This window comes from Thermoplasmata archaeon (assembly GCA_036395115.1).
In the GTDB taxonomy this organism is placed as follows: Archaea; Thermoplasmatota; Thermoplasmata; order RBG-16-68-12; family RBG-16-68-12; genus RBG-16-68-12.
This window is the reverse complement of the sequence record DASWDU010000018.1, coordinates 33,557-52,862: the sequence shown is the minus strand read 5'-3', so window position 1 is coordinate 52,862 and position 19,306 is coordinate 33,557. Positions and strand designations below refer to the sequence as shown.

Annotated in this window: 18 protein-coding genes and 1 tRNA gene; 6 read left to right on the top strand and 13 right to left on the bottom strand. The window is 65.6% G+C overall.

The window, feature by feature from the left end; genetic code table 11:
* Position 1: 1 nt before the first annotated feature.
* Positions 2-1,687 carry an ABC transporter permease subunit gene (locus VF992_04315; GenBank protein ID HEX9340379.1) on the bottom strand — a complete coding sequence of 562 codons (1,686 nt, stop codon included), beginning with the start codon at positions 1,685-1,687 and terminating at the stop codon, positions 2-4.
* A gap of 45 nt (positions 1,688-1,732) precedes the next feature.
* Entirely contained in the window at positions 1,733-2,665 is a 933-nt protein-coding gene (gene argF / locus VF992_04310; protein HEX9340378.1) for an ornithine carbamoyltransferase, read from the bottom strand.
* 89 nt (positions 2,666-2,754) lie between these two features.
* On the opposite strand from argF, the gene VF992_04305 reads away from it, so the two are divergent.
* The gene (locus tag VF992_04305) at positions 2,755-3,012 is read left to right on the top strand and encodes a hypothetical protein (GenBank protein ID HEX9340377.1); all 258 of its coding nucleotides are present in this window, start codon (positions 2,755-2,757) and stop codon (positions 3,010-3,012) included.
* A 17-nt stretch (positions 3,013-3,029) separates the two neighbouring features.
* Here VF992_04305 and VF992_04300 read toward each other — a convergent pair whose 3' ends face one another.
* A complete protein-coding gene (locus VF992_04300; GenBank protein HEX9340376.1) occupies positions 3,030-3,392 on the bottom strand; it encodes a winged helix-turn-helix domain-containing protein in 363 nt (120 codons plus the stop codon).
* A 204-nt stretch (positions 3,393-3,596) separates the two neighbouring features.
* Positions 3,597-3,986, bottom strand: a complete 390-nt coding sequence (locus tag VF992_04295) for a hypothetical protein (GenBank protein HEX9340375.1) — start codon at positions 3,984-3,986, stop codon at positions 3,597-3,599.
* A gap of 168 nt (positions 3,987-4,154) precedes the next feature.
* Between VF992_04295 and VF992_04290 the strand changes: the two genes are divergently transcribed.
* Positions 4,155-4,230: transfer RNA gene (locus VF992_04290), tRNA-His, on the top strand.
* On the opposite strand, the gene VF992_04285 is transcribed toward VF992_04290, so the two are convergent.
* On the bottom strand, positions 4,212-4,370 hold the full coding sequence (locus VF992_04285; GenBank protein HEX9340374.1) for a hypothetical protein: 159 nt from the start codon (positions 4,368-4,370) through the stop codon (positions 4,212-4,214). The two genes, VF992_04290 and VF992_04285, sit on opposite strands and share 19 nt — an antisense overlap.
* 29 nt (positions 4,371-4,399) lie before the next feature.
* Here VF992_04285 and VF992_04280 point away from each other — a divergent pair, with 29 nt between their 5' ends.
* Positions 4,400-6,082, top strand: coding sequence for an ABC transporter substrate-binding protein (locus tag VF992_04280; protein HEX9340373.1), 1,683 nt, complete (start codon positions 4,400-4,402; stop codon positions 6,080-6,082).
* 82 nt (positions 6,083-6,164) lie between these two features.
* Entirely contained in the window at positions 6,165-10,217 is a 4,053-nt protein-coding gene (ileS, locus tag VF992_04275; GenBank protein HEX9340372.1) for an isoleucine--tRNA ligase, read from the top strand.
* On the opposite strand, the gene VF992_04270 is transcribed toward ileS, so the two are convergent.
* The 4 genes from VF992_04270 to VF992_04255 are packed head-to-tail and all read right to left on the bottom strand — an operon-like array spanning position 10,132 to position 13,170.
* On the bottom strand, positions 10,132-11,046 hold the full coding sequence (locus tag VF992_04270) for a DUF126 domain-containing protein (protein ID HEX9340371.1): 915 nt from the start codon (positions 11,044-11,046) through the stop codon (positions 10,132-10,134). The genes ileS and VF992_04270 overlap by 86 nt on opposite strands.
* Positions 11,043-12,206 (bottom strand): aconitase X catalytic domain-containing protein, encoded by a 1,164-nt coding sequence (locus VF992_04265; GenBank protein ID HEX9340370.1) that lies wholly within the window; start codon positions 12,204-12,206, stop codon positions 11,043-11,045. Before VF992_04265 ends, VF992_04270 begins: the two co-directional genes overlap by 4 nt.
* On the bottom strand, positions 12,207-12,641 hold the full coding sequence (locus VF992_04260; GenBank protein ID HEX9340369.1) for an RNA-binding domain-containing protein: 435 nt from the start codon (positions 12,639-12,641) through the stop codon (positions 12,207-12,209).
* Positions 12,634-13,170, bottom strand: a complete 537-nt coding sequence (locus VF992_04255; GenBank protein HEX9340368.1) for an AAA family ATPase — start codon at positions 13,168-13,170, stop codon at positions 12,634-12,636. Before VF992_04255 ends, VF992_04260 begins: the two co-directional genes overlap by 8 nt.
* 569 nt (positions 13,171-13,739) lie before the next feature.
* Here VF992_04255 and pdxS point away from each other — a divergent pair.
* Positions 13,740-14,735: a pyridoxal 5'-phosphate synthase lyase subunit PdxS gene (pdxS, locus tag VF992_04250; GenBank protein ID HEX9340367.1), complete on the top strand. Its 996-nt coding sequence runs from the start codon at positions 13,740-13,742 to the stop codon at positions 14,733-14,735.
* On the opposite strand, the gene VF992_04245 is transcribed toward pdxS, so the two are convergent.
* The 4 genes from VF992_04245 to VF992_04230 form a co-directional block, all read right to left on the bottom strand.
* Positions 14,689-15,672, bottom strand: coding sequence for an NOG1 family protein (locus VF992_04245; GenBank protein ID HEX9340366.1), 984 nt, complete (start codon positions 15,670-15,672; stop codon positions 14,689-14,691). The two genes, pdxS and VF992_04245, sit on opposite strands and share 47 nt — an antisense overlap.
* A gap of 39 nt (positions 15,673-15,711) precedes the next feature.
* Entirely contained in the window at positions 15,712-16,356 is a 645-nt protein-coding gene (locus VF992_04240; GenBank protein ID HEX9340365.1) for a hypothetical protein, read from the bottom strand.
* Positions 16,357-16,415: 59 nt separating this feature from the next.
* The gene (gene twy1 / locus VF992_04235; protein HEX9340364.1) at positions 16,416-17,354 is read right to left on the bottom strand and encodes a 4-demethylwyosine synthase TYW1; all 939 of its coding nucleotides are present in this window, start codon (positions 17,352-17,354) and stop codon (positions 16,416-16,418) included.
* Between the two features lie 660 nt (positions 17,355-18,014).
* Entirely contained in the window at positions 18,015-18,371 is a 357-nt protein-coding gene (locus VF992_04230; GenBank protein ID HEX9340363.1) for a hypothetical protein, read from the bottom strand.
* Between the two features lie 349 nt (positions 18,372-18,720).
* Here VF992_04230 and VF992_04225 point away from each other — a divergent pair, with 349 nt between their 5' ends.
* The gene (locus tag VF992_04225) at positions 18,721-19,302 is read left to right on the top strand and encodes a hypothetical protein (GenBank protein HEX9340362.1); all 582 of its coding nucleotides are present in this window, start codon (positions 18,721-18,723) and stop codon (positions 19,300-19,302) included.
* Positions 19,303-19,306 lie beyond the last annotated feature (4 nt).

The window sequence follows — 19,306 nt, the reverse complement described above, 5'->3', positions numbered from 1 at the left end:
CCTACACCTCGAGGCGATAGCGGATCGCGGCGCGCTTGAAGAGCGGCCTCCAGAGGAGCTTGTTCATCGCGAGCACGACCACAATCATCGTGAGGGCGGTGAGGAAGAGCATCTCCCCATCGGGCGTCAGGTAGACGGACTCGCTCAGGAGCGATCCCAGACCCTGCACCTCGTATAATCGCTGGGCGTACTGCACGTACTCCGAGACGATCAGGGCGTTCCAGCCAGCTCCCCACGCCGTGATGCTCCCCGTCAGCAAGGACGGCGTCATCGCGGGCAGCAAGACCCGCTTCCAGTACGTCGTGCCACGGAGCCCGAAGGAGCGCGCCGCATCCCGCAGATCCGCCGGGATGCTGCGGACTCCAGCGATGAGGTTGAAGAGCAGATACCACTGCATGCTGAAGAGGGCGATCAGGATCGCCGCGAGTTGCGCCGCCGTATCGGCGACGGAGGCCGCGACGAGGAGGGAGAATCCCAGGATGACCGGCAGCAATGCGGTCGCGGGGAGAGACGCGAAAATCTCGAGGACGGGCGTGAGCAGCCGAGACGCGCGCTCGTTCTCGCCGAGGAGCGCGGCCATCGGAATCGTCCACGCCAACGCGACGCCGTAGGCGATGAGGAGGCGCGAGAACGAGAACAGCGCGGCCTCCGGCAGGGACCCGGCCCGGGCGGGCAGCGGACGGAGGAAGAGCTGCACCAGGCCGACGAGTCCGGTCGTCACGACGATCGTGAAGACGATGAGGAACATCACGAGGTCTACCGCGCGAATCTCGCGGACGACCGCTTGGTGCGACGCGTACACGCGGTCGAGCCGGGCCGAGGCGCGGTGGTACGTCTCCGCGACGGGCCGTGCATGCGTCACGATCGTGCGCCTCACGCGAGAGAAGCGAGGCAGCCATCGGAACGGTTCATACCTCGGGACCTTCGCCTCGCGCGCCACGGCATCGATCCGAAACCGTTCGGACCAGACGCTCAGCGGCCGCCACACGAAGACGTCGAGCGCGAGCACGATCGCGGCAAGGACCGCCAAGCCGATGGCGATCGAGGGGACGTCCCCGTTCCGACCTGCAATCGCGATGAACGCCCCGAGACCGGGCCGTTGAAACTCCGCGCCGTTTCCGGAGAAGATCTCGCTCGCCACGAGGAAGAACCAGCCGTTCGTCCAGGAGAGAATCGAGTTGTAGACGAGCTTGGGGATGACGGCCGGAAAGGCGAGGAGTCGGAACCGAAGCCACCCAGTAAGGCCGAAGCTGGTCGCCGCCGCCTCGAGGTCCTGGGGAATCGTCGTGAGGGATTCGTACACGCCGAACGCCATGTTCCACGCCATGCTCGTGAAGATCAGGAACACGACCGCGAGCTCGATGCCGATCGGATTCCCGTGAAAGGTCGCGACGAAGAAGAGCAGGGCGGCCGGGAAGAAGACCAGGATCGGGATCGACTGCAGGACGTCGAGGAGAGGCAACATGGCAATGGAGGCCTTCTTGTTCGTCGCGGCGGTGTGACCGAAGACGATTGCGAAGAGGAGGGAGAGCAGGTATGCGACGACCATCCGGGCGGTCGAAAACACTCCCAGGAGAGGGAATTGGACCGCGTTCAGCGCGGACCCGGGATTCGAGAGCGCGGCGGCGATTCCGAGGACGATCAGGATGCTGGCGGCGAGACGAAGCCACCGCCGGGCGCCTCGCATCGCGGCCCGCAAAGGATGGGGCGTATATACGGGTTGTCGCGCAGCTCAGATGCCCGCGAGGAACCGAGCGAGGATCGCCTTCTGCGCGTGCAGACGGTTCTCGGCTTGGTCGAACACCACGGACTGTGGCCCATCGATGACGTCGTCCGTGATCTCGAGTCCGCGGTGGGCCGGGAGGCAGTGCATCACGAAGGCGCCGGCCTTGGCGGCTCGGAGCAGCTTCGCGTTGATTTGATACGTCTTGAAGGCCCGCTCCCGTTCCTTCTTCTCCTTCTCCTGTCCCATCGAGACCCAGACGTCCGTGTACAGGATGTCCGCATTCTTCGCCGCGGCCACCGGATCATGCTTGACGTCGATCTTGGCGCCGCTCGCCTTCGCGATGCGTCGCGCCTCCGTGAGGAGTTCCGCGTCCGGCTCGTAGCCCGCCGGGCACGCGGCGGTCATGTGCATGCCGACGATCGAGGCCCCGAGGAGGAGCGAGTTACAGACGTTGTTTCCGTCCCCGACGTACGCGAGCTTGATCCCCGAGAGCACGCCCTTCCTCTCCTGGATCGTGAACAAGTCGGAGATGATCTGACACGGATGCTCCTTGTCATCGAGGCCGTTGATCACGGGCACGGTCGCGTTCGCGGCGAGCTCTCGGACGCTATCCCGGCGGAAAGCCCGGTACATGATGCCGTCGACGTAGCGGCTTAGGACCCGTGCCGTGTCGGCGATCGTCTCGCCTCGGCCGACCTGCGTGTCGTTCGGACTCAGGAAGAGGGCGTGGCCGCCGAGCTGGGTCATGCCGACCTCGAATGAGACGCGGGTGCGGGTCGACGCCTTCTCGAAGATCATCGCGAGGCTCTTGCCACGGAGCGGCTCGTACGGCTCGCCGGCTTTGGTCCGGTTTTTGATTTTTCCGGCGAGCTCCAGGAGGCCGACGAGGTCATCGCGGACATCGCGCATCGAGACGAGGTCGCGTTTCGTGACCATCATCGCGCCATCCTCCGGGTCGTACAAAACGTTTGTGCAGCGGGACCCGCGCGGTACGGAGGTTGAAATAGCGAGCGGCCGAATCCGGTCCCGTGGAGTCGAGACGAACGACGCCCGCCGAACGCGAGCGGGAAGCCCGGGAAGCCGCGGCGCGTCGACGCAAGAAGAGCGTGCGGCTCGGGGCCGCGGGTATCGCGTTGCTATTCGGGGGCGGCGTTGGCGTCGTCCTGTCTCCGGGGAGCGTCGCGGCGCTCCTCGGGGTCATGGGAATCGGCATCGCCCTGCTCTTCACAGCGTTCCTATTGGTTCGGACCTCGCTGGCGGAAGTGCTGCAGGCACGCGAACCGTGAATCTCCGAAGGCTCGACTCATCGCGCGGGCGTGGAATGTCGGGCCTCGACTCGCGATCGTCTGGGATGGGCGCGACGCTTCCGGAACATCGCGGTGTAGATCTCCTCACCACGTTTCGTCAGCCGGTACGCGGTCGTTTCTCGTCCCGAGCGCTGATAGTCCACCTGGATCACGTTGGCCGCCTTGAGCACCGCCACGTGATACGCCAGGAGTCCGCTCTCGACGCCCAAATCCTTCACGATTTCTCTGAACGGTAGCCCAGGAGCGTCGTGAATCAGAATGTAAGCCCGGAGGCGGATCGGGTTGTCCAACGCCGTGTATGCACGAAGCTGGTCCAAGAGTTCTGTTTCCGTGTCGAGGGTGAGATGCGGCTTCTGCACGCGCGGAACATCGGGCTGGAGGTATAAGTATATTTACGTAGTATAGAGAACCTTAGTTCGACGGTGGCCGCGAATGGCCTTCCATTGACGGTGTCTCTCCGAGAGCATTGCTACGAGGGACAGCGCCGATGGGATGGGCGCCTGTCGTCCTCCGTCCACCGGATACACATGGTCGTACGCGACGAGGTGCGTGAGGTACAGGTCTCACAGATAGCCGCCTTTGGTGCTGTGGACCGGGTGGTACTCGGGCGCGACGAGGAGCCGAAGTTTTGCCGCAATTTTGGGGTCTGCGTGGAACTGCCCGAGCTCGGTGGCGGTCCCCCAAGATTGGACGTTGAGGAAGATGAGGTCCACATCGTCGCTCGTCAGCATCACGCGCTCGGCCAACGATGGACCGATTCCGGACGGGAAGTCCGCCTCCGGGATGATGGCAATCATGCCGCGCGTCCGGAGAGCACGGGCGATTTCCGACCGCTCGGCGAGACCGCGTCCTTCGGCTCCGAGCAACACCGCGACGAGGCTGGTCTGCCTCAGCCGTTGCTCGAGGGCTCGCCGGACAGCGCGGAATCGACCAATGGCGTTCGGGCCGGACAACGCGATTCCTCTCGGACGACGGTAGAGCCCTCAAGATAGTCAATCTCGCGAAGAGGGGTGGGTGAAACAAACCTCGTCGGGGAGGCAGGCGTCCAGCGCGGCTTGAGTCGAGGTTCCGGAACCGCGTTCAAAAACGCTATATTCATCCCCCGCATCCGTCGCCCTGCGGCCGGGATGGGCTAGCCTGGTCTTATGCTAGGGGACTGTGGATCCCTTGACGCGAGTTCAAATCTCGCTCCCGGCCCTCACGACGAGATCGCCCGGATGGTCGACGGGATCGAGATCGAAGCCCTCCCGTTGCGAGCGATCCGGCCGAGGCACAAGTTTCTTCGCATGGATGCGGATGACGGCCCATGGGAGACACGTCCAGCGCCGCTTCCCCACAAGGCCCGCGGCGGAGGCGGACCCGGACGATGGTCATCGTCGGGTTCGTTGCGGTCGCCCTCCTTCTTGCGGGAATTTCGTTGTACGTACTCACGCAGCCTGGTCCCGTTTCCGCGAACATCCCTCCGACTGTCAATGACGTCACCGTGACCCCGGCGGCCGGGGACAACACGACGAGTTTCACGTTCGTCGCGGACGTCTCGGACGATCGAGACCCTCCGAGCTCGATTCAGGTGCGATGGGACTGGGAGAACGACAGCGCATGGGACACGCCCTGGTCCACGGGAAAGGCCGCAGACCATCTGTTCGCGCAGCCGGGCGACTACACCGTCCGCGTGGAAGCGATCGACACGGGGAACCTGACCGCGACCGTGGCTCGGCAAGTGAGGGTCTCGCACGCTCCCCTGCGGGTCGGCACGATCCTCTCCCTTACAGGCCCCCTGCAGGGCTTTGGAGTCTCGCAGCAGAACGCGGTCGACATGGCGGTGGAAGAAATCAACGCGGCAGGGGGCGTCTTCGGGCAGCCCATCCAGGTTTTCCACATGGACGATCACACGAGCCCGATCGACGCTCAGAATGCCGCGATGACCTTGGTCGGCTCCGACAAGGTCGTCGCAATCATCGGCGCCACGGGATCCTTCATGTGCGCATCCGTGCTGCAGGTTGCGAAGGCAACCGCTGTCTTCGAGGTTGCACCGTCCTGCACAAGCCCGATTTTTTCGGACCTCGCGTACACGGGCGGATGGTTCGCGAGGACCGTCCCGTCGGATGCGTTGCAAGCGGCCGTCGCGGCGTCTTATGCCCACGAGAATCGGACCTTCGCCATGGCCGGCGTCATCGCATTGAACAACGACTATGGGGTTGGAACGGCCGCAGCGTTCGTGAGCAATTTCACTCGCTTCGGCGGAGTGATCACGGGGTCTCTGGTTCTGATCGATCCCCTCGCAAGTGACTACACGAGCGACCTCCACCTGGTCTTGGACGCGAATCCCCCTCCAGAGGTCGTGTACGCGATCGTGTATCCTCCCAGCGGTGTCGTCCTCATGCGGAACTGGTGGGAGGGACTCGGGGCGAATCCCGGATGGGCAAATGTAAGCTGGATGTTTTCGGACGCCGTGTACGATCAATCGAATTTCATCGACCCTCTCGTGTCCGCCGGCGTCGACGTGAGCGCGTTCGAGGGCACCTCGCCTGCGGTCTACGCCCAGATTGAGCCGCCCGAGTTCGCGGCGTGGTCTGCACGATACCAGGCGATTTACGGCACCCCGCCCGCATTGTTCGCGGCGAACTCATACGATGCGGCCTACCTCGTCGCCCTCGCCGCCGAGGCGGTGGGATTCGCGGGGGGTGCGGGAATTCGGGCCAAGATCCAAAGTGTCGCCGATCCTGCTGGGACCGTCGTCCGCCCGAACGAATGGAACATCGCACTGCAGGAACTCGCCGCGGGCCGCGACATCGACTACGAAGGTGCCTCTGGTCCCGCGAACCTGAATGGTTTCGGCGACGTCGCTGCCCCCTACATTGTCTGGGCGCTCGACGCGTCGAGTCTGCTGTACACGAAAGAATTCTTCAACGAGAGCCTCGTGGTGTCCCTCCTGCCGGCTGGTTCCTTCCCCCTGGAGGCACCGCTTGGACCCGCCCAGACCGCGGCGTCGCCGGCCCGCGGAAGCCGGGAGGAGCCCGCCAGCAAAGAGCCGCGCACCTTTTTATAGGATCTGTCGAATGGGCGCACCGCCTCCTCGGGGCGATGAAGAAGCCCCGCGGTCGCCCGAATTCCCCGGGAGCGGGGCTGCGATGATCAAGCAGGCGGAGAAGTCGTACGCTCCAGCGGAGCTGGAGCGTCAGGTCCGGGAATTTTGGACGCGCGCGAAGGTCTACTCGAAGACGGTCGCCGCGCGTGCGGGCGGTGAGGATTACTACTTCGGCGACGGCCCGCCGTTTACGACCGGCTCGATTCACCTTGGCAACGTGCTGAACAAGACGATCAAAGACGCCGTCGTCCGCTACCGGCGGATGCGGGGCTTCCACGTCCGCGACCAACCGGGCTACGACATGCACGGGCTCCCAATCGAGGTCCAGGTCGAGAAGACCCTGGGGATTATGAACAAGAAGGAGATCGAGGAGCTTGGCATCGCGAAGTTCATCGACACGTGCCGGAGCTTCTCCCTCGAACTCCTAACGAAAATGACGGAGCAGTTCCAAGCCCTCGGCGTCTGGCTCGATTGGGACCGGCCCTACATGACGATCCGCAACGAGTACATCGAGGGCGCCTGGTGGACCCTGAAGCGTGCCCACGAGCACGGCCTCCTGTACGAAGCCCTGCGATCAATCCAGTGGTGTCCGCGGGACGAGACGGCCCTCGCGGACGCGGAGGTCGAATACGCGGACGAAACGGACCCCTCGATCTACGTGAAGTTCCCGCTCGCGGAGCGACCGGAGGAATCGCTGCTCATCTGGACGACGACGCCGTGGACGCTGCCCGCGAACCTCGCGATCGCGGTCCATCCGCAGTTCTCGTACGCGAAGGTGCGGGTCGGCGAGGGCGACAAGACGGAGTACCTGTGGATCATGGAAGCCGCCGTCCCAGCCGTCATGGCGCTCGGGGGCGTCGCCTCCTACGACGTCGTCGAGAGGACGACCGGGGCTCAGCTCGTTGGTCGCGCGTACGTACACCCACTCGCCGAGGGAATCCCGTACCAGGCCGGTGTCACGGGCGATTGGGCCCACCGGGTCGTCGCCTCCGAGGTCGTCGAGGCGGAGCACACGGGCCTCGTCCACACCGCGCCCGGTCACGGCCCGGAGGACTTCGAACTCGGGCAGCGGCTCGGGTTGCCGGCGTTCTCCCCCGTCGACGAACACGGGCGTTTCACCCCGGAGGCCGGCGAGTACGCCGGCAAGTACGTGAAGGAGGCGGACCCGATCATCATCAACGACTTGCGATCCGCTCACGCCCTCTTCGCCGAAGAGACGCTCGTCCATGCGTACGGCCATTGTTGGCGGTGCAAGACGCCGATCCTGTTCCGCGCCACGGTCCAGTGGTTCCTCAAGGTCTCGGACATCAAGCCGAAGATGGTCGACGAGGTCCAGCGCGTGCGGTGGTATCCGGACTGGGCCGGTTCCGCCCGGCAGCTCCGCTGGACGGAGGACCTCCGGGACTGGTGCATATCCCGACAGCGGTACTGGGGCGTCCCGCTCTCGATCTGGCGGTGCCCGAAGTGCCGCCACTGGGTCGTCGTCGGCTCGTCGGCCGAGCTCCGGGAGGGCCAAGGCTACCAGGAGGGCATGGACCTTCACCGCCCCGGCATCGATGCCGTCACACTGCCGTGCAGCGAGTGCGGCGGGACGATGGCGAGGGTCCCCGACACGGTCGACGTCTGGTTCGAGAGCGGCGTCTCCACATGGGCGAGCCTTGGGTACCCGGCGCGGGAGGACGAGTTCAAGCGCTGGTGGCCCGCCGATTGGATCGTCGAGGGGCCCGACCAGACGCGCGGCTGGTTCGCCTCGCAGCTCGCCGCGGGCGTCGTCGCCTTCGATCGAGCCCCGTACGACTCCGTCCTGATGCACGGATGGGTGAACGGGCCCGATGGTAGGCAGATGCACAAGTCCCTCGGGAACTACGTCGAGCCGTCGACCGTCGTCGACAAGTTCGGCGTCGACGCGCTTCGGTTGTACATGGTCCTCGTGAACGCGCCGTGGGACGACATCACCTTCCAGGAAGAGGGCGTTCGGACCGCCCTCCGGACCCTGAACATCCTGTGGAACGTCCTGCGATTCGCGACGACGTACATGGTCCTGGATCGGTTCGATCCGTTCGCGCCCGCCATGGCAGTCGTGGAGGGCCATCTCCGCCACGAGGACCGGTGGCTCCTCTCGCGCCTCGAGAGCGTGAAGGCGACCGTGGACGCCGAGATGGCGACGTACAACCTGCATCGGGCCTACCGAGCCGTCGAGTCGTTCGTCCTCGACGACCTGTCCCGCTGGTACGTCAAGCTCGTCCGCGGACGCACCTGGACCGAGGCGACAGACCGCGACAAGCTCGCCGCCTACCGCGTCTTGCACGAATCGCTTGGGACGGTCGCAGCCCTCGTCGCGCCGGTCACCCCGCACATCGCCGAAGCGATGTACCAGCGTCTCGACGGCCGCAAGCTCAGCGTGCACATGGTCGATTGGCCCACGGCGATCGAAGGACGGCGCAAGGCGGAACTCGAAGCCTCCATGGCGATCGTCCAGGGGCTCGTCGAGGTCGTCTCGAAGGAACGGCAGAAGGGAGGGCGCAAGCTCCGGTGGCCCCTCCAGCTCGTCGCGGTGAAGGGACCGACGCCGGCCGCGGCCGCCGCCCTCGACTCCTTGAAGGGCGTCTTCCTGGAACTGGCCAATGCGAAGGAGCTCCTCGTCCTCAAGCCGACGGACGAGTTCCCTGGAATGTCGCTCGTCGCAAAGCCGGATCCCGCGGCGATCGGGAAGGCGTACAAGGTCCTCGGGCCGAAGATCGTGAAGGTCCTAGAGGCACGGCCGGCCGAGGAACTTCGTGAGGCGCTCGAGCGAGGGCCCTACGAGGTCGGCGTAGACGGGCAGATCGTCACGATCGGGGCGTCGATGGTGCGCTTCGAGAAGCAGGTCCCCGCGGACGTCGTCGTCGCGCCGACGCCGCATGGCGAGCTGTACCTCCACCTCCGCGTGACGCCGGAGCTCCAGGCGGAAGCGTACGCCCGCGAGATCATCCGGCGCGTGCAGCAGATGCGGAAGGAGCTCGACCTCGAGGTGGACGACTTCATCGCGACGGTCGTGAAGACGAGCAAGGACTTCGCGGCGGTCCTTGCGCCTCAGGTAGCGTTCATGTCGCGGGAGACGCGGTCGCGCAACTTCACTTTCTCGGACAAGGACGTCGGGTCGGAGCACGTGGTCGAATGGAACGACGTCGACGGACGGTCCGTCACGATCGGGGTGACGCCTCTCCACATGTCCGAGGCGCTCCGCGAATTCACGAAGGTCCCCGGCATCACCTCGGCGAAGGCGACGGCGCTGTTCGATGCGGGCTACAAGAGCGTCGCAGCCCTCAAGGCGGCGACGAGGCAGGAACTCGCGGCGATCGAAGGCCTCGAGCCGTCCGACCTCGATCGAATCGTCGCGGCGTTCTCGACCGAAGAGCCCGGCGACGTCGAGTGTCCAACGTGCGGCGCCACCATTCCCGCCTCGGCGCGGCGATGTCCTCGATGCGGCGAGCCCACGACGAGCGACGCGTCGCCTTGTCCGCGTTGCCACGCGCCGATTCCCCCTGGGTCTGACGCGTGCGATGCATGCGGCTTCGCCTTGGCGGGAACCGGGTCGTCGACCGCCACTGGCCAGGCCGAGGCCGGCGCCTCCGAGCCGATCGCACCGTCGCTGAAGGACCCTTCGTCGGTACTCGTCCGCGAGAAGACCCCGCGTGAGGCGTACGACCTGTTCCGGTCCGCGCTGGAGACGGGCAAAAGGGGCCTCTGCATCACCCGCGCCTATCCCAAGAGGGTCCGCGAGCGGTTCGGCGACGCAGCCCCCACGATCATCTGGCTGAGCAACGTCGGGAAGGAGCGCACGGTCCGACCGAAGGACCTTGAGAAACTCTCCCTCCTCGTCGAGGAGTTCCTCCGCGGCGGGAACGGCGTCATCCTCATCGACGGCCTGGAATACCTCGTCACGCACAACAATTTCATCACCGTCCTCCGCCTCCTCCAGGCCGTCCGGGACCGGGTGGCGATGAACGGGGCAGTCCTCCTGCTGTCCGTCAACCCGTCCGCCTTCGATGCACAGCAGATGACGCTGCTCGAGCGCGAGGTCGACCGGGTCGTCCCGGGGAACGGGTCCTCCTGACCCCGTCCCGTGGGCGCGGCGATGGGGGCGTCGGGACGGACGCGGCGGCGGGCAGGACGGACGCGACGACGTCCGCGAGTCGGGGGACCGTGTCGTATCGGCCGAGGTCTTCGAGCCGGATCCACGCGTGATCGGTGTTCTCCCAATCGAGTCGGATCGTGCGGCTCGCCACGTCGAAGAGGAACGGATGGACGACGTAAACCGTGGCGTCCGTCCGGGCAAATACCGGCTGGCCCGTCGCCCGGAGGACGAGCCGTCTCAGGCCGGTCTCCTCCCGGACCTCGCGGACCGCGCGGTCCCGGGGGTCCTCTCGCCCCTCGATGTACCCGGACACGGCGGACCAGCGACCTCGGAAGCTCCCGACCGCCTCGCTCCGCCGGACGATGAGGATCCGCCCCCGGTTCCGGAGGATCGCGGAGACGACGGGTCGCGCGCGCACATCGGGGAGGTCGACGGCGCCTCGATCCCCATCGACGGTCACCCGATCCGCAGACCGGATTCCGCCGACGTCCACGCGGTCGACCATCGGGATCCCCGCGAGGACCGCGCCTACGGCGACGATCGCTTCGGCGCGCGCATTGACGATGGCCGCGGGTCCGACGCCGCGGCGTCCGAGGCCGTAGAGGACGTAGGACCCGACGGTGCTCCCCTTTCCGTGCGGGAAGGCGAACACGCGTCCCGCGAGGGCACCGCCCGACGCCGATGGCGTGGGATGGAGGAGTTCCCCCGTCGACGGGTCCACCCCGCCGACGAACGAGAACGGCTCCGGATGGACGAGCGCGGTGCCGGTCGCCCGACCGGGCGCAATCGGCCGCGCGCGGATCCTCATGCGAACCGCTCCAGGAGCGCGCGGACGTCGTCCAAGATGACCTTCTGATGGCACAGGCTTGGCAAATAGTACGCGCCCTTCCCCGACGGCGTCGCGACGGTGCCGAACCGGTGCTCGAGCACCGTGACCTCCAGGCAGGTGTCGGCGAGGACCCGGCCTCCGTTCCGCTCGATCGTGGCGACGGAATCCGGACGCGCCTCTCGCGCGGCACGGCTCGTGAAGACCCAGACCGGGATCCGAGGCGGTGTCCGATCGACGAGCGCCGCGACCTCACGCAATTCGTCGGCCGAGAGCTGGGGCGACCCGAACGCGATCAGATCGGCATCCTCGCCGTCGGAGTAGCGCCGCTGCGCCTCCCGCAGGTCCGCCCGGGTGATCGAGAGGACCTTCAGCCCTCGGAGGCGGGCCCGACGAGCCTCGGGCGTGATGCCGGCGAGGTGGAACATGGCGCACGAACCCGACGAGGCGAGTGCGGCGCCGAGCCACTTCAGCTCCGATTCGGCGGCGCGGAACCCACGGAAGTACGGGAGGCCGTCTCCCACGCGCTCCCCCGCGACGAGTCCGAGGAGCGAGAAGTCGACGCCCCGGGGCCTCGTGCGAACGTCGACGATGACGGTGGGTTGGCGTCCTTCGGCCTGGTGCAGCCCGTAGTCGGGCGTGGCGCCGACGATCGCCGCGGCGAGGGCGGACGGCCCGCCTTCGCGGTTCGTGCGGGCACCGATCACCGAATTCGCGAAGCACACCGCGTTCGATTCGGCCCAGGCCAGATGCTCGCCGAGCGCCGGACGCGGGAGCGCGTCGTACGGCGTGCACGAGTACGTCGGCCGAACGCCCATGGCCTCGTAGGCGTGCGCGATGCGCTCTTGCTTCACGGCGAAGGTCTCCGGCACGCCGAGTTCCCTCCATTGCGCAAGGTCCGTGCCGAGCGGATTCACGGTCGTCGGCACCGCGACTCGGGCGTCCCGAGCGAAGTCCTCGAGGAACTCGAGGCCGGGATCGCCGATCATCTTGTACGACGCTCCCGAGACGTGTGCCGAGGTGATCGGCACGAACTTGTCGGCGTTACCGAGTCGCGCGACCGCAAGGAGGAGGCGCATCGAAGTGCGCTGAGCCGGCGAGCCTTCGTCGACGAGCCGACGCTGAGCCGCCGTGAGACGCACTCACGGTCCTCCCGCAAGGACCGAACGGGCGACTTCCTTCGCGACGTCCCGCTTCGCCGGGAACGCCATCAGCTTGAGTCGCACGTCGATCGTGTCCGCGTCCCTCGCGAGCGCGAGCTTCTCGAGGCAGGCGGCCTGCTTGTCGATCCGAAAGTGAAGGATCCCGTCGTCGTCGAGGCGGCTCTCGAGGTCCCTCCCGATGTCTTGAGGGAGGCCGGCGGCGGTCCATCGGTCCCAGACCGAGCGGATCGCCTTTCCGTCGTCCACGCGCCGCGTCAGCCGCAGGAGCGGGTTCCCAAAATGGCCCTCCAGCGATTCCCGCACGGTCTCCCCGACCGGGCACACGGCGTCGAGCGCCTGGGCAACACGCGCTTCATCTTCCGTCGCATGGCAGTAGGTGCGGACCTCAATCCATCGCACCGGCAATTTAGCCATGCAGCCGCTCCAACGTCGCGCGCGCCTGCCCACGGAACTCCTCCAGGGAGCCCTCGTTCACGAGCATGACGTCCGCGGTCGCGATGACCTCGCCCAGTCCCCAGCCGAGCTCCCGGATGTCTCGGCCGCGGAACGCCTCGTTGCCAGGCGCGTCGTCCATTCGGCGGCGTTTCATCATCCGTTGGTAGCGGGTCGTCGGAGAGGCGTGGACCGCGACGACGGTCAGATGGTCCCCGAACGCCTTGCGGAACACATCCAGTTCCGCGCGGCCGCGAAGGCCATCGACGAGCACCCGTTCCCCCTGGATCCGCGGCAAAGTCCGCTCCGCCCAAACACCGTACCCGTGCGCCTCGCGCTCCGCGTGGGCCAGCCCGCCGACGGCGGCATCGGTAATCGGGAGGCCGCGGCGTCGGGCGTCCTCCCGCACGACGTCTCCCATGCGGACGATCGAAAAACCCAGCTCCTGCGCCACGGACAGGACCTCCTCCTTGCCGCATCCGGGCATCCCGGTGACGCATACGACCTGCACGGGCCGCGAGGAAACGGAGGGCTCTCTTAAGTGTTTCCGGAAACTCGACCTAGCACGCCTGATCGAGCACCGCACGAATTGTCTTGGAGCGGGCCGCGGTCAGACTCCGGTACTCATCCTCCTACTGACGATTCACTTCGCTCTGCTTGAAGGCCGCATCTTGCGCACAATAGCCTAGCCTGCCGTTGCCCTTGCACTCTGTGCACTCAGTGTCGCGTTGACTCCACCATCCGATCTTGCGCGGCACTAGTAATGAGGGAACCACGCCGGTTCCGCTGCATAGCCAACAAGGCAGTTCCTCCGTCGCCTGCCGGCCACAAACAATGCAAATTTATCAAGCATTAGTTGCCCGCGTGGCGATGAGGACTCCTTGGCTGCATCAGGCATTTGGCCACGGGAAGGGCGGCATCCACTCCGAGATGTCCACCACTCGGAGCGGCGCGTCAGCGAAGTAGTCTCAGCATTACCGACACATGCTTTCAAGGAACGGGGCCCGTAAAATAGAAATAGGCACGGCCCGTAGCTCAGCCCGGAGGCAAACCATCCCGCTCGACCTCGACTTGACCCGCCTGCGATTCGGCACGGAACTGCTCAAGCGCGGCTTTGCGAAGATGCAGAAGGGCGGCGTCGTGATGGACGTGACGAACGCCGAGCAGGCGCTGATCGCGGAAGAAGCGGGCGCGGTCGCGGTGATGGCGCTCGAGCGAGTGCCTGCGGACATCCGCGCGGCGGGCGGCGTGGCTCGCATGGCGGACCCCATCAAGATTCAGGAGATCATGGACGCCGTCACGGTCCCCGTGATGGCGAAGTGCCGCATCGGTCACGAGGCCGAGGCCCGGGCACTCGAGTCCCTCGGCGCGGACATGATCGACGAGTCGGAAGTCCTGACGCCCGCCGATCCGTTCTTCCACGTCAACAAGCGCGCTTTCGAGGTCCCGTTCGTCTGCGGGGCCCGCAACCTCGGCGAGGCGGTGCGGCGTGTATGGGAAGGCGCGGCGATGATCCGCACGAAGGGCGAGCCTGGCACCGGCGACGTCGTCGAGGCGGTCCGCCATATGCGCCTCATGACGCAGGCGATCGCGGAGCTCAAGTCGCAGGACAACGACCGGCTCTACGGGATCGCGACGAAGTTCGCGGACAGCTTCACGACTCTTCTGCGGGAGGTCCGGACCGCGCACGGCCAGGAGCCCGTCGTCGTCCACGAGGCCGACGTCGTATTCGCGGGCGCGACCTTGGACGACATCGCGGAGGGGATCTTCCAAATCCTCGGCGAGGTGAAGAAGATCCAGCGACTGCCGGTCGTGAACTTCGCGGCCGGCGGGATCGCGACGCCGGCCGATGCCGCGATGATGATGCTCATGGGCTGCGACGGCGTCTTCGTCGGATCGGGGATCTTCAAGTCGGAGAACCCGGAGACGCGAGGCCGCGCGATCGTCGATGCCGTCGCCCACTTCGACGACCCGAGCACGGTCGCCGAGGTCTCGAAGGGGATCGGCTTGGCGATGAAAGGCCTCGACGCTAAGGCGATGCCGATCGAAGCGCGAATGCAGGATCGCGGCTGGTGAGGGTCGAGAGGACCCGGTCCAGCACGTCCCCGACCCCCGCGCCAGTGAGGGTAGAGATCCGCAGGTGGCCCCGCGACGGACCCTCGAGGTCGGCCTTGTTCTCCGCGACGACGAGCGGGACGTCCGGGAAGAGGGCCCTGACCTCCTCGAGGAGCCGCACCTGGTCGTCGAGCGGGTAGCCGCACGTCTCCGTCGGATCGAGGAGGAACACGATGGCCTCGGCGAGATGCCGGAGCGCGGCGATCGCCTGGCGCTCCATTCGGTTCCGCTTTTCCATGGGGCGGTCGAGGATCCCCGGGGTGTCGAGGATCTGGTACCGACGTACCCCGCGTTCGATGTGACCGAGCGAGACGCCCTTCGTCGTAAAGGGATAATCGGCGATCTTCGGCCGACCGGACGATACGGCGCGGACGAACGAACTCTTGCCGACGTTCGGATAACCCGCGACGACAATCGTCGGCACGTCCGGATCGATCGACGGGAGCTTTCGAAGGGCCCGTCGCGCCTCGACGAGGGCGTCGAGGTCCCCGCTCACCTGATGCACGAGGGAGGACAGTCGGCCGAACGCCTCCCGCCGAAGCGCGCCGATGTCGGTCCCCGGCCCCCGCCCGATCCGGCGGCGGTACTGCCGCGTGATCTCCGCCGCCTTCTGCGCCGCCCAGTCGACCGCACCGAGGTGCTTCTTCAACGCGCCGACGTCGACCAGGACGTCGACGAGTTCGCGGTAGAACGGCGGCAGCCGATCCAGGGTCGGGAATCCTTTCACGTATCCGCGCAGCGTCGATTCGATCGCCTTTCCGGCGGTCCCCACGCGCATGATCGCGAGGTTCCGCGCCCGCGTCATGCGGTCCGGGCCCTTGGCGGTCGCCTTCATCGCGCGACCGAACGCCTTGTCCAGGAGGCCGTCCGCGGTCAGGATCGACGGGAGCTCGAACACCGCCGCGCCAATCCGCGTTCGCGGATAAGGGTTCGGGCGTCACCGGGCGAACAGGTTCGCGCCGATCACGTAGGCCACGCCCAGGACGGCGACGCGATTCAGCGCGGCAAGGAAATTTGCGATGAGGAACATGTTCCGTTCGAGCGCCTTGCCTTCGGCGTTGAAGAGGGAGTACACGTAGATCGGGATCGTGTCGCTCATCAGGGGGACGCTGAGGAGCAGATAGACTCCGGTGTACCCCGTCTTCCCGACGAACTTCTCCGCCTTCGCGACGAACCAGCGGGCAAGCCGCCACCGGTCCGACCACTTCCGTACCGAGCCCTCGAGGTTCAGCCCGAACCAGAAGATCAGCCACGCGCCGATCGTCTTGCCCGCCGCGATCGCGAGGGCCGTGCCAGCCATGTAGCCCCATCGGGAATCGAGGAGCGGAGGCAACAGGGCAATCTCGATCGGAATCGGCAGGATGACCGCCACGAGGATTGCGTAGCTGAAGGCGATGAGCATGTAGAGCCAAGGCGTGTCATAGGCGCCGGTCAGGACCCCGAGCAGATCGACCCGGCCCATGCTGAGTCCGACGACGAGGAGGACCGCGGCGACGACGACCGCGATGAGGATCTTTCGCCGACCGAGCTTCCTCACGCGGACCACGATAACGTCGTACCCGCGCCGGATGGCGCGCACCACTTGGAGAGGAATGGCGTCGTATCCGGAAGGGGTTATAAAAACCGCCGCCGTGAATTCTCTCAGCCGGAAAGAGGGTGGAGTCGCCCATCCCGGGTCAGGAGGACGACTCGACTGTCCTCTCGCTCCGCCGCGGGTCGGTACCCGACGCGGTCCGCCAAGCGTCCCGCGAAGGTCCGGATCGAAGCGTGGGAGGGGACGTTGTCCGCCTGGAGGCGGAGGCGGCTCTCGCCGACGAAGCTATAGCCCTTGCACTCGATGAACATCGGCTTCGCGAGGCGGTCCAGCTCGGCGTATTCGTCCTCCCAGCCCAGGTTCCAGCCCTGCACGAGCGTGTGGCGGATGACCGTGCGCGTGGGGAGGGTCGGGAGGAGGGCGAGCGTCTCCCTGAGCTTGCGGAACTCGTGGTCCGACTTCGGCGCCACGAGCTTGCGGTATACCTCCTCGTTCGGGGCCGCCACGGTGACGTACAACTGCGTCGGGAGTCGGCCCTCCGCGCGCATCCGCCGCAAGACCGACGGGGTCGTGCCGTTCGTCACAAGGAACGTGGACATGTTGCGGCGCTTGAACTCGTCGATCATCTCGCCGAGCCGCTTGTAGAGCGTCGGCTCGCCCGTCAGGCTGATCGCGACGTTCGAAGGATGCCATGCCTCCAGGAACCGTTCCCGGCTGACGTTCGGGTTGCCGTTGTATCCGCTCAACAGCTCGCGTTGCGCCCGGATCGATTCGTCCACGATGAACGCGGGGTCGTCCGCTCCGAGCAGGCTGTCCGATCCCCACTCCTGCGTGCGCCAGCAGAACTGGCACGACAGGTTGCACGCGTCCACGGTCGGCGTCATCTGGAGGCACCGGTGGCTCTCGATGCCGTAGAACGTCTGCTTGTAGCAGCCGATGCCCTTCGTCAGGCTGGCCTTCGTCCAATGGCAGAGCTTGACGCCGCTGTGCTCCCCCACGATTCGGTAGCCTTGCCGCTCGAGGACGTCCTTCTTCTCCGGGTCCATCCGCCGCTGCATGAGCCGCTCGGGTTAAAGGGCTTTCGCGAGCGGAAATCGACCGATAAACAACTCGCGTCCCGCACCCCCGACTTCCCTGTTCCCTGCATGCCGGGCCCAACCGCCCGGCCCTTTCCATTTTCGGATTCGCGGCGAGAGACCGACTCCAGAATCCAAGTGCTACCGAGGATAGGACGCCCCATCCCGCTGTCGCGACCGGAAGGGGAACGCTATAGGATTGGTCTGACCTGAGAGTTTTAGAGCCGCAATCCTGACCCTCAGGAACGAAAAACTCTCCGTTTCCCATTGTGGCGTGTGCGGAATCGAGGCGTATTATCTGCTCGGCGAATGGCATCACCGAGCCTAGGCTATTACGACCATCGGGTCGAGCCCTGCGACTGTGTCGAAGGGGAAGAAGCGGTCCGAGTCATCCTGCGCAGGCATTGGGAAAGACAGAGCAGGGGCCGTGCCGCAAGTGCGGGGATGAAACGATATCGACAACTGGGTCCAATCCCATCTTTGGGACTCGAGCGACGGGAACCCTTTGACCGAGGTGCCGAGGTGAATCTTACGGCACGCAGGACTTCACGGTTACTTCGAACGTGTCCGCGCCTGCCACTTTGGGTCGGAAGTCGGTGGATCGTAGCCCGCCGCAAATCACGCGACCTCTCATGGAACCACATACCTTACCTCCCGTGTCCGGCCCACGCAGACGTAGTGTGTCAGCCCAGAACCAAACGTCGCTGGGCCATAGTCTGCGCTCTGGAAGGTGACCTGGAGCCTCACTCCCACACAAGAGCCAAGCCCCCACCACGACAAGGGTATCGTAATGCGGACCAACTGACCAGGCTCCAGAATACCTTCCGCCCTGATGTTTCCATCCACGTTGACGGTGTACGTCATCGGGTACACGGGATGATCGCTGCCCACTATCACGATAAGGGTTGACGAATGGTATCCCAGCAAGACGACAGCCAAAGCAACCGCGACAATCACAAGCACAATTCGCTTGGTTCCCTTCTCCATTGGCCTCCGCATCATCCGAACGCTATTGAAACCTCGCGGGCCATCTTCGCCTCCACGACGACGTAAGGTTCTAGTTCCGGTTTCAGCGGGGAACCGAGTTCCGACTTTTGGAAGAAACTGAAGGCCCGGGAAATCGAGAGCATGGAGTTCGCCGAAGCCGAGAGGCGGATAGCTGGGGGCGTCGCACCCGCAGAATACATGAAACCATGATTTTGGGCCGGTAATTCTGACACCCCAAAGTATTTTGACCTGGACGAGGCAGTGTACGGAGAGCGATGATCAGCTCGGACAGTTCCGATGGTCCGATGTCCGTGAATTCGGACGGTCGCTAGCCTTTGTGGCCGAGTCGATGCCGGGCCGGAAGTGCAAGACAGACTCGCCGGTCATCGCTCGACTTCCGTCGCTCGCCTCCGAGGCCCTGAAGGCGTGGAAGGCGGAAACGCCGTACAACGCGCCCTCCGATTGGATTTGGCCCAGGAGACCGCACGGGAAGTTGACCAACGTCAAGAGCGACGACCACACGATGGCCAAGGAATGGAGGAATTTCCTCGCGCGGCACCGAATCACGACTTGGGTCCGAGTAGCGAACCTGCGGCATTGGGTCGAGTTGCGACAACAGCAGGATCGTGTCCCTCAAGTCCTCGTCGCGTATCTTCGCGGCCATGCGGTCGAGAGCGCAACGGAAGGCGCACTCGGGTATTCCGGCAACCGCAAGGTCGAGAAAATCATCAGCGACCAAGAGACGGAGTGGCTCGATGGCCCGTGCGGCATCTTCACCGCCACCGAAGTCCGCGTCGTTGACTCCCTGACGCCGTACATGGCTATCATGGCCGAGTATGACCAAGGAGCGATGACGACGGACGAGATGGCCCGGAAGATTGAGAGCGTCCGACTGAAGCTCTTGAAACCCGCGAAGGATATCGTTCCATGACTTC